The organism is Raineyella sp., assembly GCF_034933565.1.
Lineage (GTDB): Bacteria > Actinomycetota > Actinomycetes > Propionibacteriales > Propionibacteriaceae > Raineyella.
Map to the genome: position 1 here is coordinate 1 of NZ_JAYFNG010000011.1, position 12,948 is coordinate 12,948.

The following is a 12,948-nucleotide window of genomic DNA, read 5'->3' on the forward strand; positions in this document are numbered from 1 at the left end:
GGCCGCCCACAACAGGGGGGGGCGGCCTCCGGCGGTTCCGGTGCAGCGTCTCGTGGCCGGCTCAGGCGTGCCGGCGCTGCTCCTGCTCGGGAGTCGGGTAGACGAGCGCCTTCATGTCCACGACGGTGGGGTGGTCACCGTCCGACCACAGCTCCTCGGCGGTCGGCAGGGTCGCCCACTCCGACTCGGCGGAGTGGGCCTTCAGTGCGCCGCGGCGCGGCATCGCGAAGACCTCGGCCTCGTCGCCGACGAGCTTGCGCAGCTCCTGCTGCGCCTTCAGCAGCTCGTTGCGCAGGGCCATCAGATCGACGTCACGCTCGGCGATGTCCTGGACGAGCTCGCCCTTGACCTTGCGCAGGGTGGCGATCTCCGCGCGCAGGGTGCGGATCTCGGTGGTCAGGTCGTCGACCCGGGTGGCGATCGCGTTGTTGCGCGCCTCCAGGGAGTTCACCACGGAGATGTTGGACCGGCGCTCGCGGGACAGCTCGAGGCCCTGGGCGCGGGCGATCTCGAGGTCGCGGCGGGCCGCGGCCCGACGGTCGATGGTGGCCTCGCGCCAGGCGAGGACGACACCGGTGACGGCGGTGGCGATGGCCAGCGCCACGCCGGCACGGACGACCCAGACATCACCGATGGCCAGGGCGGCCGCGAGCACGATGCCCGCGACGAGCACACCGACGGTCACCTTACGTGCGGGGGAAGAAACGGCGCGATGGCCGGAAGCTGCACTACTCACGAGGACGAGACTAGTCGGCCGCGCCAGCACTGTGCCCGCTGACACGCGTGTCGCTCAGCGTTATCCCACCGAGATATGGGCTACAGGGACGCCGCCCGGGCCGGGCGAGCCACCTCCGGCCTGTTGTCCGGACCTGCTCGGACCTTGTTCAGGCCCGGTCGGACCTGCTCGGACCTTGTTCAGGCCCGGTCGGCCCTGCTCGGACCTTGTTCAGGCCTGTTCAGGCCTGCTGGTCATCGCCTCCGGGCGGGGTCGCACCCCCGCGATCGCCGGGGCCCTTGTCCTGCGGGACGCGGCAGGCCAGTTCCAGCGCATACCCCGCCGCGGACAGCCCGGCGCCGGCCAGCGCCGCAATGCCGGAGTTCACCACCCGGCCGAGCCCGGCGGCGATCTCCAGTCGGGGCAGGAACGACAGGCCGAACACCAGGTAACCGCCGAACAGGGCGGCCCCCAGCAGCGCCGCCGACTTGCCCAGGACGAGGGAGTGGAGCCCCCGTTCGGGGGCCACCGGGTGCCGCAGGACGTGGACCGTACGCCACATCCGCCGGGCGACCACGGCCAGCCCCACCGCGGCGACCGCGAGCAGCGCAGGCGCGGTCCACGGCACGTACAGGGGCGTACGCCCGGTGTGCTCGACCACCGGGCCGAGCAGCCACCCGACCACGCCGCCGAGGAGCGCGGCGACCACCAGCATCCGCGGCGGCGTGGGGAGAATGCTCGGCTCGACCGACTCGTCGACGGGCTCCTCCGGCAGGTCCTCGGGCGGCAGCTCTCGGCTCATGCGGCGATGCACTCCTCCAGCCGGCGGATGCCGCCGGTCTCCAGCCCGGCGAGCAGCTCGGCGATCGGGCCGTGCCCCGGGATGACGGCGTCGGGCTCGACGTCGGCCCACGGCGCCAGCACGAACGCGCGCTGGTGCGCCCGCGGGTGCGGCACGGTGAGCTCGGGCTCGTCGATGATCCGGTCGCCGTACACGATGATGTCGACGTCGAGCGTACGCGGCCCCCAGTGCACCTCGCGGGTGCGTCCGGCGGCCTCCTCGATGGCACCGATCCGGGCGAGCATCGCCTCGGCGGACTGGGTCGTCTCGGTGACGACCACGGCGTTCAGGAACGCCGGACTGTCGGCCGGGCCGCCGACCGCCGCGGTCTCGTAGACCGGGGAGACCGCCACGATCCGCAGATCCGGGGTGGCGCGGAGCTGGGCGACGGCCTGGTCGAGCTGGTCGAGGCGGTCGCCGAGGTTGGACCCGAGGGCGAACACGACCTTGCGCAGCGGGCGCAGGGACAGTGTGTCGGCGTTGATCCCGAAGGGAGTGGTGGACATGTCCGTTCCTCTCGTCGTAGGGGTGGCTCCGCGGAGGGTCGCGACGCCGGACCGGTCGGTCGACGTCGGAGGGGGCTCCGTGGGGCCGGCACGTCATCGTGCCGGAAGGCTCGGGGTGCGAACCTGCAGTGAACTGCCGTCCGGGTGGACGGCGGGTCGCACCGCCGCGGGTCAGCGGGTGCGGGTGATCGTCACGCTGGTGTCCCCGAAGGGCACCGTGATCGGCGCCTCCGGCTTGTGGACGGTCACCTCCACCGCATGGACGCGTGGGTGCCCCAGGCACGTACGGGCGATCCGATCGGCGAGTGCCTCGATCAGGTCGAGCGGCTCGCCGGCGATGTCGTCGTGGACCTGCCGGGCCACCACACCGTAGTCCACGGTGGTGGTCAGATCGTCGGTGGCTCCCGCCGTCGACAGATCCAGCCCCAACGTTACATCGACCACGAAGGGCTGCCCCGTGCGCCGCTCCTCGGGGAGCACCCCGTGGTGGCCGGTGGCCCGGATCCCGGTGACGGTGATCCGGTCCAGGTCAGGCGGGAAAAGTGCCACAGGAGTCTCCTCAGGGTTCGTCGGCGCCGGCGAGGAAGGTGTCCACGACCCGGTCGGTCGCGGCGTCGCGAGGACCGTCCCCGCGCAGTGCGCGGACCACCGCGATCGCGTCGCGCTGGGCCCGGACCTCGTGGGTCCGGACGGCCCAGATGCCCCGTTCGGCCATCCAGCCGGTGACAGCCGCGGTGGCGAAGTCGCGGTCCTTGGGCGAGTGCTCGGGCCGGGTGCCGGCCACCACCTCCCCGAGGAGCCGCTTGCGGGACACCCCGATCAGCACCGGGTGACCGAGGGCGCCGAACACATCGACGTGGCGCAGCAGCTCCCAGTCCTGTTCCCGGGTCTTGGCGAAGCCGATGCCCGGGTCGACGATGATGTCGTCGCGGGCGATCCCGGCGGCCACGGCGAGCTCCACCCGTTCGGCGATCTCGTCGCGGACCTGGCCGACCACGTCGTCGTACGTCGTGCGGCGGTCCATCTCGGTGGAGTGGCCCCGCCAGTGCATCACCACGTACGCACAGCCGGCGTCGGCGACCGCGGCGTACATCTCCGGGTCGGCCAGGCCGCCGGAGACGTCGTTGATGATCCGGGCGCCGACGGCGGCGGTCGCCCGGGCCACCGAGGCGCGCATGGTGTCGACCGAGACGATCGCGCCACGCGCGGCGAGCTGCTCGACCACCGGGACGACGCGGCGCAGTTCCTCGGCCTGCGGGGTCCGGGCGATGCCGGGCCGGGTCGACTCCCCGCCGACGTCGAGCATGTCGGCCCCCTCGTCGAGCAGGCGCAGCCCGTGCCGCACCGCGCTGTCGGTGCCGAAGTGCTCCCCGCCGTCGGAGAACGAGTCAGGGGTGACGTTGACGATGCCCATCACCTGGGTGCGGGGGGCGAGCGGGATACTGGTCACGGCGGCCGGGCTCACCGCCCCATGATGAGGCCCATGGCCTCGGCCCGGGTCGCCGGGTTGCGGAGGATGCCGCGGACCGCGGAGGTGACCGTCCGGGCCCCCGGCTTGTGCACCCCGCGCATCGTCATGCAGAGGTGCTCGCAGTCGATCACCACGATGACGCCGCGAGGGTGCAGGTGCGTCACCAGGGCCTCGGCGACCTGGGTGGTCAGTCGTTCCTGGACCTGGGGACGGCGGGCGTAGACGTCGACCAGCCGGGCCAGCTTGGACAGACCGGTCACCTGGCCGTCGGAGCCGGGGATGTAGCCGACGTGGGCGACCCCGGTGAACGGCACGAGGTGGTGCTCGCACATCGACCAGACCTCGATGTCCTTGACCAGGACCAGTTCGCCGTGGTTGATGTCGAAGGTCGTCGACAGCACCTCGCCGCCGGACCGGCGCATGCCCGCGAACACTTCGCCGTACATCCGGGCGACCCGTTCAGGGGTCTCGAGCAGACCCTCGCGATCAGGGTCCTCACCGATACCGATCAGGATCTCGCGGACGGCAGCGGCGATCCGCTCGTGGTCGAAGTCGCGCTGCGCGCTGCCCCAGGTCTCCGGGTTCGCGGTGGTGTCACGGTCAGCCACGCGAGCCACCCCACCGGTCATCGGAGTCCTGCGGGCCGTTCTGCGGGCCGCTCTGGGATCCGTTCGGCGAGGTGCCGTCGGCGGTGTGCTCCCGGCCGTCCCAGGGGCCGGGCCGGGCGCCGGGCGCCGGCGGCTGCCAGGGACCGGTGGACGGGCCCTGCTGGGCCGGTGCGCCGGGGGCCGGCGGCGGTGCCATCGGCGGCATCGGCGCGGGCCAGTTCGGGTCCACCGGGGCCGAGGTGACCGGGGTCTGCCCGGGGCTGCCGACCGGCAGCGGCACCGGGGCGGGGGCCGGTGTCAGCGGCTTCTGCGGCGGGGTGATCGGCGGGATCATCGACGGGCGACGGTCGGCGGAGCCGGTCCAGGCGCCGCGCTCGGGGTGGCGCTTCAGCGGCTCGAAGATCTTCTCCACCTCGTCGCGGCCCAGGGTCTCCTTCTCGAACAGCTGGCGCACCAGCTCGTCGAGCACCGCCCGGTTCTCCTCCAGGCAGTCGAACGCCTCCTGATGGGCACTGCCGACCAGCCTGGCCACCTCCTCGTCGACGACGCCGGCCACGGACTCGGAGTAGTCGCGCTGGGAGCCGAAGTCACGGCCGAGGAACGGCTCGGCGTCACCGTTGCCGAGCTTCACGGCGCCGATCCGCTCGGACATGCCGTACTCGGTGACCATCGCCCGGGCCGTCTTGGTGGCCTTGTCGATGTCGTTCGAGGCGCCGGTCGACGGGTCGTGGAAGACCAGTTCCTCGGCCGCCCGGCCACCGAGCATGTACGCGAGCTGGTCGAGCAGCTGGCCGCGGGTCTGGGAGTACTTGTCCGCGTCGGGCATCACCATCGTGTAGCCGAGGGCGCGGCCACGCGGCAGGATGGTCACCTTCTGCACCGGGTCGGTGCCGGGCATCGCCGCGGCGACCAGGGCGTGGCCGCCCTCGTGGTAGGCGGTGACGAGCCGCTCGTGCTCGTTCATCAGCCGGGTGCGCTTCTGCGGGCCGGCGATGACCCGGTCGATCGCCTCGTCCAGCGCCGCGTTGGTGATCACCGGGGCGTTGTTACGGGCGGTCAGCAGGGCCGCCTCGTTCAGCACGTTGGCCAGGTCCGCGCCGGTGAAGCCGGGCGTACGCTTCGCGACGGTGGACAGATTGACGTCCGGGGCCATCGGCTTGCCGGCCGCGTGCACCTGGAGGATCTTCTCCCGGCCCTTCATATCCGGCGCCTCGACCGGGATCTGCCGGTCGAACCGACCCGGGCGCAGCAGCGCGGGGTCGAGCACGTCGGGGCGGTTGGTGGCGGCGATCAGGATGACCTCGCCGTGCACGTCGAAGCCGTCCATCTCGACCAACAGCTGGTTGAGGGTCTGCTCGCGCTCGTCGTGACCGCCGCCCATGCCGGCACCGCGGTGCCGGCCGACAGCGTCGATCTCGTCGATGAAGATGATGGCCGGGCGGTTCTCCTTGGCCTGCTCGAACAGGTCGCGGACCCGGGAGGCACCGACGCCGACGAACATCTCGACGAAGTCGGAGCCGGAGATCGAGAAGAACGGCACGCCGGCCTCGCCGGCGACCGCGCGGGCCAGCAGCGTCTTGCCGGTGCCGGGCGGGCCGTAGAGCAGCACACCCTTGGGGATCTTGGCGCCGACCCGCTGGAACTTGGCCGGCTCGGCGAGGAACTCCTTGATCTCCTGCAGCTCCTCGATCGCCTCCTCGCAGCCGGCGACGTCGGCGAAGGTCGTCTTCGGGGTGTCCTTGTTGGCCACCTTGGCCCGGGACTTGCCGAATTTCATCACCTGCGAGCCGCCGCCCTGCATGGCGTTCAGCATGAAGAAGAACAGGGCGCCGAGCAGCAGGAACGGCACGAGGGTCGTCAGCAGCCCGGCCCAGAAGCTGGGCTTGGCGCTGGTGGCGTTCCACGTCCGCAGCGTGCCCTGGCTGACCCGTTCATTGAGCCGGGCGATGATCAGGTCGTCCTGGTTGCCGGCCCAGTAGGTGCTGTACTTGGTCTTCTGTGCGTCGGCCATCGTGACGAGCACCCGTTGTTCACCGGTCTGCAGGACGACGTTGTCGATCTTGTCGTTCCCGTCGAGGATCTGGACGACCTGGGAGGTGTCCTTCGGCTGGTAACCGGACGAGTTCCCGGCGAACTGGCTCATCGCCACCAGCGCGACGAGCACGATGACGACCCAGATCAGAGGACCGCGGAAGATTCGCTGCACAGTTGTTTCCTGACTCAGGCTTGGACGAGCATGTTGACTCTACCTTGCACGCCCAACATCCCACAGGTTCCGGACCACCGGCACCGCCGCCGCCCCGGCGGACGCCCACCCACAGGGGCCCTCCGGTAGGAGCCCACCGACCGGTCCGGGCCGACGGGGGCCGGCCGACGGGCCCGGCCGGGTCAGCTGTAGACGCGCGGGTCGAGGATCGCCAGACCGTCGTAGTTGCGGTACTTGCCGTCGAAGTCGAGGCCGTAGCCGACGACGAACTCCGCGGGGATGTCGTACCCGACGTACTTGCAGTCGATGTCGGCCTGCATCGCGTCCGGCTTGCGGAACATCGCCGCCACCTCGAGGCTGGCCGGCTTGCGGGAGGCGAGGTTGGACAGCAGCCAGCTCAGCGTCAGGCCGGTGTCGATGATGTCCTCGACGACCAGGACGTGCCGGTCGTGGATGTCGACGGAGAGGTCCTTGAGGAACCGGACGACGCCGGAGGACTTCGTCCCCGACCCGTACGAGGAGACGGCCATCCAGTCCATCTCGCAGTGGCTCTGCATGGCCCGGCACAGGTCGGCCATCACCATCACGGCGCCGTTGAGCACGCCGACCAGCAGGACGTCCCGGCCGCCGTAGTCGCGGTCGATCTCCGCGGCCAGCTCCGCCACCCGGGACCGGATCTGCTCGGGGGTGTAGAGAACGGTGGTCAGGTCACCTGCGATCGCGTCAGCATCCACGTGTCACAGCTTCACACACCTGACGCCGCGCCGTCACCCGGGGGCACCTGACGGCCCGCCCGCCGGTCGCATCCGGTCGCGTCCCCGGGCAGGTCCCGGACGGCCTCCCCGGTCGCCGCCTCGGCCCCGGCGACGACGACGCGGCCGTCCCGGCGGACGACCCGCAGGCCCGGCACGTCGATGCCCTTCTGCCCGTTCCAATGGGTGACGAGCCGGCAGACCGCCTCGACGTGCACCGCCCCCGGTTCGCGGGCCCCGGCCCGGACCAGCCAGCGGCGGACCACCCGGGTGCGCAGCGCCTCGGGCAGGAAGGCGAGCTCGGCGCAGTCGAGGTCGTCGGGCGGGCGGACGGCGTCCTCCTCGGCCGCCTCGGCGAGCGCGTCGAGGAAGTCGGCATCGGTGCGGGCCAGCGCCGCGGTGCGGGCCAGCGCCGCGGTCACGCTGCCGGTGCCGCCGAACGCGTCCTCCAGCGCCGGCAACACCCGGTGCCGCACCCGCACCCGGGCGTACCGGTCGTCGGCGTTGAACGGGTCCTCCCACCAGGTCAGGTCGTTCTCCCGGCAGCACTCCCGCAGTGTCGACCGGGTCAGCTCCAGCAGGGGGCGTACGTACGGCCCCCGGCGGGGCGCGATGCCGGCCAGCGACCGCACCCCGGACCCGCGGACCAGGCCGAGCAGCACGGTCTCCGCCTGGTCGTCACGGGTATGCCCGAGCAGCACCTCGGACCCGGCCGCCGGCCCGCCGATCGCACCGAGGGCCTGCTCGTACGCCGTGTACCGCGCGGAGCGGGCGGCGCCCTCCAGCCCGCGGGTGGCGATCGCCGCCGGCTCGACGACGACCCGCCGGACCTGGACCGCCTGCGGCCGGTAGCCGATCCCGATCAGCCGGTCGCGCACCGTCGCGGCCACCTCCGCCGACCCATGCTGCAGGCCGTGGTCGACAACCACGGCACCGAGCCGATCGGCAGCGCCGGCCCGGTCGCAGGCCAGGCGGGCGCCGACGGCCAGGGCGAGCGAGTCCGAGCCGCCCGAGCAGCCGACCAGCCAGCTGCCGGCCGGGTCGCGGGCCGGGTCCCGCCAGGCGTCGGCCACGGCCCGGACCACAGCGAGGGTCGCGGGCCCGAGGGCGCGCCGGGCCATCAGGGCCGCACCCGCCTGATCCAGCTGTCCGGGTCGCGGACCTCGGCCAGGCTCGGCAGCAGGTCCGGGGAGTCGAACACCCGGTTGAACGCCTCGACTCCGGCCAGCCGCTGCACCGAGCGGCAGAACACCGCCCCTTCGCGGTACTGGGCGAGCTTCTTCTCCATCCCGAGCAGTCGCCCGAGGATCCGGGCCAGGCCGGGGCGGCCCTCACGGCGCTTGTCGAAGCGGGCCCGGATGGTCGGCAGGGTCCCGATCACCTGCGGGCCGACCTGGTCCATCACCACGTCGGCGTGGCCCTCGACCACGCTCATCAGCGCGGTGATGGCGTCGGTGGCGTGATCCGACGCGGCCGGCCCGGCGCTCACCGCGACCCGGACCAGCTCGGCCAGCCGGTCCGCCAGCCACGGGGCACGGCCGTACTGCACCCGGTGGGTCTCCTCGTGCAGGCAGACCCACAGCCGGAAGTCGGCGCCGTCCAGTCCGAGCTTGCCCGTGATGGCGTGGATGTTCGGGGCGACGAGCAGCAGCCGGCCCCGGTCCACGGCCGGATCCGCAAGGCCGTGGAACACGTCGAACTGGCCCAGCACCCGCGGCGACAGCACGGACAGGACGGCACCCGCCATCACCCCGGCCGATGCCTCCCGGATCCGGGCCGACCCGGCCTGGTCCGGGCCGTCGAAGACCTCGGCGAAGCCGGCCAGGTTGGCCCGGATCCACGAGCCGCGGTCGATGACGTACGTCCGGCGCGACCCGGGTGGGTCCATCCGGGTGATCTCCCGGACGTACGCCTGGGCCCGGACCGAGGCGTCGCGCAGGTCCGCGACCACCGCGGCCGCCTCCGCGGGACCCGGGACGGGACCGGCGGGGGTGAGCCGGGCGGCGGTCGCGGCGGCGGTGGCCCAGTCGACCCGCGGCAGAGAACTCATGCTGCGAGGCTAGCCCGTGCCCGACGTCAGCCGGCCGCCACGGCGGAGGATGCCCGGTCCAGCCAGGCCCGGGCGGTGTCGTCGTTGTTGGCGTCGTTGACGACGAAGGCGTACGTCACCACACCCCCGGAGACGGTGACGGCATAGCCGGCCAGCGCGCTGGTACCGCTCAGCGTGCCGGTCTTGGCCCGGACCTCGCCGCGGCCCGCCTCGGCGCCGGGGCGGGCGAAGCGGGAGGTGAGCGTCCCGGTCGCGCCGGCCACCGGGAGCCCGGTCAGCAGCGGCCGGAAGGCGGCGTCAGTGGTGGCCAGGGAGACGGCCCGGGCGAGCATCTGCGGGGTGACCCGGTTGTCGCGGGACAGGCCGGACCCGTCGCGGAGCACCGCCCCCTCGTCCCACAGACCGCGGCGGCGCAGCACCTGCTCGACGGCGCTCGCCCCACCGGCGAACGAGCCGCCGGCCCCCGCGGCGATCCCGACCTGGTGCCCGATCGCCTCGGCGGCGTCGTTGTCGGAGCTGGTGAGCAGGGTCTCGACGATGGTGGACAGCGGCATCGACTCGACCCGGCCCAACTCCTCGGCCCCCGCCGGGAGGGCCCCGTCGAGGGCGGTGGTGCCGGTGACGGTGATGCCCCTGGCCGACAGGGCGCCGGCGAACGCCTGGGCCGCGTCGGCCGACGGGGTCCTGGTCCGCGGCCCAGGGCTCACCCCGGACAGCCGGCCCTCGTTGGTCATCAGGGCCGTCACCGGGGTGACCTGGTCGGCGTAGGCGGCCGGCCAGTCGGGGTGCAGGCTCGGGCCGCTGAACAGTGAGGCGTCCCAGCGCAGCGCCACGCTGGTGCTACCGGCCGCCGTCAGGGCGGCGGCGGTCTGCGCGGCGAGGTCGTCCAGACCGGCCCGTTCCGGGTGGGCCGCGGCGACCGACCCGGAGGACAGATAGGGGTCCCCGCCACCGACGAGCACGACGGTGCCGGGCGCGGTCCGCACCGCCCGGGTGGTGAACCGGTGGTCGGGACCGAGCAGGTCGAGGGCGGCGGTGACGGTGAGCAGTTTCATCGTCGAGGCCGGCATCACCGCCTGGGTGGCGCCCTGGTCATAGAGGACCGTGCCGCCGGCCGGGTCCGTCACGATGCCGTAGCGGCCCCCTTTCAGCCCGTCGGTCGGTGCCGCGGCGATGGCGGCCGCGAGTGTGGCGGCGTCCGGGACGGTGCCGCCCGACACCGTGGGCAGGGCCATGATGTGGCCGGCCGGGAGCGGGGCGGTGATCAGGGCCCGGGCGTCGGCGTCGGTGGTCGCCGTCAGGGCGGGGGCGGTGCCCGTACGGGCCTCGATCCAGGCGCCGGCACCGGCGTCGGTCGCCACCGCGGCCAGCGCCACCGCGCAGACCACGGCGCCCGCGACGATCAGGGGTCGACGGCCACCCGGTCGACGCATAGCAGCACACTCCTCACACCCCGGCACCCGGTTCGGTAGTCTCGCCCGTGACCGGTCCGCACAAATCATAGAGAGAGCCAAAGGTGACTGACGATTACCGCGTGTCTGGTGGTTCGGCGACGCAGCCCAGTGGGCTGGAGTTCTACGTGACCATCGAGATCCCCAAGGGCACCAAGAACAAGTACGAGATGGACCACCACACGGGCCGCATCGTCCTCGACCGGACGCTCTTCACCGCGACGCAGTACCCCTCCGACTATGGCTTCATCGAGACCACCCTGGGCCAGGACGGCGATCCGCTGGACGCCATGGTGCTGGTGCCGGAGCCGACCTTCCCGGGCTGCCTGATCAAGTGCCGCGCGATCGGCATGTTCCGGATGCGTGACGAGGCCGGCGGCGACGACAAGGTGCTGTGCGTGCCGGTCGCCGACCACCGCCGCGACCACCTGCAGGACCTCGAGGACATCCCCGAGTTCCAGCTGCTGGAGATCGAGCACTTCTTCACCGTCTACAAGGACCTCGAGCCCGGCAAGTCGGTCGAGGGCGCCACCTGGGCGTCCCGCGACGACGCCGAGGCCGAGATCCGCGCCTCGATGGACCGCGCCAAGGGCACCGACTACGAGCAGCTGCAGGTCAACCACTACTGAGCTCCCCGACACGGGTCCGGTCTCTCCGCGACACGCATCGGCTCCCGATGGCCCCGCCGTCCCCCGGACGGCGGGGCCATCGGCGTCCTCGGGTCCGGCTCGGGCCGATCGGGCCGGACCGGCCTCGGCCCGGCCCGAGCGGCCCGGCGCTCAGACCAGTGACCCGGCCCAGAGCCCGGCCAGCGCGGCCAGCACGCCGATGACCAGCGTCCCCAGCCCGGCCCGCAGGCCCAGTCGTACGTCACCGGACGCCAGCAGGCGTACGGTCTCCACGCTCGCGGTGCTGAAGGTGGTGTAGCCGCCCATCAGGCCGGTGCCGAGCACTGTGCTCCACGTCGTCGGCAGCACGTGGCCGGCCGTCAGGGCGGTGACGACACCGAGGACGAACGACCCGGTCACGTTGATCACCGTCGTCCCCAGCGGGAACCGCATCGGCAGCGCCGAGCGCACCCAGCCGTCGACGACGAACCGCAGCGCCGCCCCCGCTCCCCCGGCCAGACACACGCCCAGGAACACCGCCACACTCATCGGGCACCCCCGCGTCCCGTCCGCCGGCCGGCCCGCCCGGACGACCCCGGCAGCTCGGTCCGCCCGGCCCGCCCCGGCAGCCGGCGGACGATGCCGATCCCCAGCGCGGCGGCCGCCACCCCGAGCACCACGCTGCCCAGCCCGTACGCCACTGCCAGCACCGGCCGCCCGTGCAGGAACAGCTGGCCGGTCGCGACCGCCAGGCTGCTGTAGGTGGTGTAGCCGCCGAGGAACCCGGTGCCGACGGTGAGTCGTACGTCCCGGCGACGCCCCTCGTCGGGGCCCGCCCGCAGCAGCCCCTCGAGCAGCGCGCCGAGCACGAAGGCCCCGGTGAGGTTGATCAGGAAGATCGCCAGCGGGAAGGCGCCCGCCGCAGGGATGAGCAACCCCAGCCCCTGGCGTACGCCGGTGCCGACGGCACCACCGGCCGCGACCGGGCCGAGGAAGCGCCCCTGCAGGTGCGCCGGCCGCGGCCGGACCACGCGGCCCGCCGCGGTCATGCCGGCCCCACCGGCTCGGCCCAGTCGACGACCCGCAGCGGGACGACGAGCACCGGCCGGTGCTGGTGGTGGGTGAGCTGCACGGCGACCGAGCCGTCGAGCAGCTCCCGCACCCGGCCGCGCACCCCCGGGGTGCGGGCGCCGATGACGAAGGCCGCGGCGTCGACGGCACGGGCCAGGTGGGTGAGTGCTCGGTCCGGCCGGCCGGCGAGGTAGCGGAACTGCCAGGCGACGTCGGGCACCTCGGCCAGCTGCTCGGCCAGCCGGGCCCGCAGTTCCTCGTCGGTGCGACGCCAGTCCGCGGCCACCCCGTCGGGATCGACCGGGGTGTGGGTGACGGTGCCGTCGGGGTGCTCCTCGACCGTGACCCGCTCCGGATCGGCGTACGCGAACCAGAGCACCGCCCCGGTGGCCCGGGCCAGCGAGACGGCCGTCAGCACCACCAGCTCCGGCAGCGCGGGCACCACACCGACGACGATCGGGTGGCCGCCGAACGGGGTGAGCCGGGACGGCTCGGGCTGCGGCACGACGGGTGACATCGGATCCCCTTCCCGCGGGCGGCACACGCTGCCCGCACCCACGCCTGCCCGCACCCACGTGACCGGGCAGGAACCATCAGCCGACGTCACCCTACTCCGCACGTGCCCGGTGCGAGCGGCGCGCCGGTGCCCGGCACGGCCGTGGGATCATG

15 protein-coding genes are annotated in these 12,948 nt (G+C 73.3%); 1 reads left to right on the forward strand and 14 read right to left on the reverse strand.

Annotated elements, in window-relative coordinates:
- Positions 1 to 61 precede the first annotated feature (61 nt).
- The 11 genes from VB059_RS03540 to dacB form a co-directional block, all read right to left on the reverse strand.
- Entirely contained in the window at positions 62 to 736 is a 675-nt protein-coding gene (locus VB059_RS03540) for a hypothetical protein (protein WP_323420650.1), read from the reverse strand.
- A gap of 220 nt (positions 737 to 956) precedes the next feature.
- Positions 957 to 1,517 (reverse strand): DUF3180 domain-containing protein, encoded by a 561-nt coding sequence (locus tag VB059_RS03545; RefSeq protein WP_323420651.1) that lies wholly within the window; start codon positions 1,515 to 1,517, stop codon positions 957 to 959.
- A complete protein-coding gene (gene folK / locus VB059_RS03550) occupies positions 1,514 to 2,062 on the reverse strand; it encodes a 2-amino-4-hydroxy-6-hydroxymethyldihydropteridine diphosphokinase (RefSeq protein WP_323420652.1) in 549 nt (182 codons plus the stop codon). Before folK ends, VB059_RS03545 begins: the two co-directional genes overlap by 4 nt.
- Positions 2,063 to 2,233: 171 nt before the next feature.
- Positions 2,234 to 2,611 carry a dihydroneopterin aldolase gene (gene folB, locus VB059_RS03555; protein ID WP_323420653.1) on the reverse strand — a complete coding sequence of 126 codons (378 nt, stop codon included), beginning with the start codon at positions 2,609 to 2,611 and terminating at the stop codon, positions 2,234 to 2,236.
- 10 nt (positions 2,612 to 2,621) lie between these two features.
- Entirely contained in the window at positions 2,622 to 3,476 is an 855-nt protein-coding gene (gene folP / locus VB059_RS03560; protein WP_323420798.1) for a dihydropteroate synthase, read from the reverse strand.
- A gap of 47 nt (positions 3,477 to 3,523) precedes the next feature.
- Complete coding sequence (gene folE / locus VB059_RS03565; protein ID WP_323420654.1) at positions 3,524 to 4,141, reverse strand: GTP cyclohydrolase I FolE; 618 nt, start codon at positions 4,139 to 4,141, stop codon at positions 3,524 to 3,526.
- Entirely contained in the window at positions 4,134 to 6,365 is a 2,232-nt protein-coding gene (gene ftsH, locus VB059_RS03570) for an ATP-dependent zinc metalloprotease FtsH (RefSeq protein WP_416339494.1), read from the reverse strand. Before ftsH ends, folE begins: the two co-directional genes overlap by 8 nt.
- 164 nt (positions 6,366 to 6,529) lie before the next feature.
- Positions 6,530 to 7,081, reverse strand: coding sequence for a hypoxanthine phosphoribosyltransferase (hpt, locus tag VB059_RS03575; RefSeq protein ID WP_323420656.1), 552 nt, complete (start codon positions 7,079 to 7,081; stop codon positions 6,530 to 6,532).
- A gap of 11 nt (positions 7,082 to 7,092) precedes the next feature.
- Positions 7,093 to 8,220 (reverse strand): tRNA lysidine(34) synthetase TilS, encoded by a 1,128-nt coding sequence (tilS, locus tag VB059_RS03580; protein ID WP_323420657.1) that lies wholly within the window; start codon positions 8,218 to 8,220, stop codon positions 7,093 to 7,095.
- Complete coding sequence (locus VB059_RS03585) at positions 8,220 to 9,149, reverse strand: zinc-dependent metalloprotease (RefSeq protein WP_323420658.1); 930 nt, start codon at positions 9,147 to 9,149, stop codon at positions 8,220 to 8,222. Before VB059_RS03585 ends, tilS begins: the two co-directional genes overlap by 1 nt.
- A 26-nt stretch (positions 9,150 to 9,175) precedes the next feature.
- Positions 9,176 to 10,582: a D-alanyl-D-alanine carboxypeptidase/D-alanyl-D-alanine-endopeptidase gene (gene dacB, locus VB059_RS03590; protein ID WP_323420659.1), complete on the reverse strand. Its 1,407-nt coding sequence runs from the start codon at positions 10,580 to 10,582 to the stop codon at positions 9,176 to 9,178.
- A gap of 83 nt (positions 10,583 to 10,665) precedes the next feature.
- Here dacB and VB059_RS03595 point away from each other — a divergent pair, with 83 nt between their 5' ends.
- On the forward strand, positions 10,666 to 11,229 hold the full coding sequence (locus VB059_RS03595; RefSeq protein WP_153572455.1) for an inorganic diphosphatase: 564 nt from the start codon (positions 10,666 to 10,668) through the stop codon (positions 11,227 to 11,229).
- A gap of 150 nt (positions 11,230 to 11,379) precedes the next feature.
- Here VB059_RS03595 and crcB read toward each other — a convergent pair whose 3' ends face one another.
- The 3 genes from crcB to VB059_RS03610 are packed head-to-tail and all read right to left on the reverse strand — an operon-like array spanning position 11,380 to position 12,796.
- Positions 11,380 to 11,757, reverse strand: a complete 378-nt coding sequence (gene crcB / locus VB059_RS03600) for a fluoride efflux transporter CrcB (RefSeq protein ID WP_323420660.1) — start codon at positions 11,755 to 11,757, stop codon at positions 11,380 to 11,382.
- Positions 11,754 to 12,257 (reverse strand): CrcB family protein, encoded by a 504-nt coding sequence (locus tag VB059_RS03605; protein WP_323420661.1) that lies wholly within the window; start codon positions 12,255 to 12,257, stop codon positions 11,754 to 11,756. Before VB059_RS03605 ends, crcB begins: the two co-directional genes overlap by 4 nt.
- Complete coding sequence (locus VB059_RS03610) at positions 12,254 to 12,796, reverse strand: universal stress protein (protein WP_323420662.1); 543 nt, start codon at positions 12,794 to 12,796, stop codon at positions 12,254 to 12,256. Before VB059_RS03610 ends, VB059_RS03605 begins: the two co-directional genes overlap by 4 nt.
- Positions 12,797 to 12,948 lie beyond the last annotated feature (152 nt).

Excerpts from the sequence above, each read along its gene's own strand:
- VB059_RS03545 (WP_323420651.1), bottom strand. The coding sequence starts at position 1,517 with ATGAGCCGAGAGCTGCCGCCCGAGGACCTGCCGGAGGAGCCCGTCGAC.
- VB059_RS03610 (WP_323420662.1), bottom strand. The coding sequence starts at position 12,796 with ATGTCACCCGTCGTGCCGCAGCCCGAGCCGTCCCGGCTCACCCCGTTC.
- tilS (WP_323420657.1), bottom strand. The coding sequence starts at position 8,220 with ATGGCCCGGCGCGCCCTCGGGCCCGCGACCCTCGCTGTGGTCCGGGCC.
- folK (WP_323420652.1), bottom strand. The coding sequence starts at position 2,062 with ATGTCCACCACTCCCTTCGGGATCAACGCCGACACACTGTCCCTGCGC.
- folP (WP_323420798.1), bottom strand. The coding sequence starts at position 3,476 with ATGGGCATCGTCAACGTCACCCCTGACTCGTTCTCCGACGGCGGGGAG.
- VB059_RS03585 (WP_323420658.1), bottom strand. The coding sequence starts at position 9,149 with ATGAGTTCTCTGCCGCGGGTCGACTGGGCCACCGCCGCCGCGACCGCC.
- VB059_RS03605 (WP_323420661.1), bottom strand. The coding sequence starts at position 12,257 with ATGACCGCGGCGGGCCGCGTGGTCCGGCCGCGGCCGGCGCACCTGCAG.
- dacB (WP_323420659.1), bottom strand. The coding sequence starts at position 10,582 with ATGCGTCGACCGGGTGGCCGTCGACCCCTGATCGTCGCGGGCGCCGTG.
- crcB (WP_323420660.1), bottom strand. The coding sequence starts at position 11,757 with ATGAGTGTGGCGGTGTTCCTGGGCGTGTGTCTGGCCGGGGGAGCGGGG.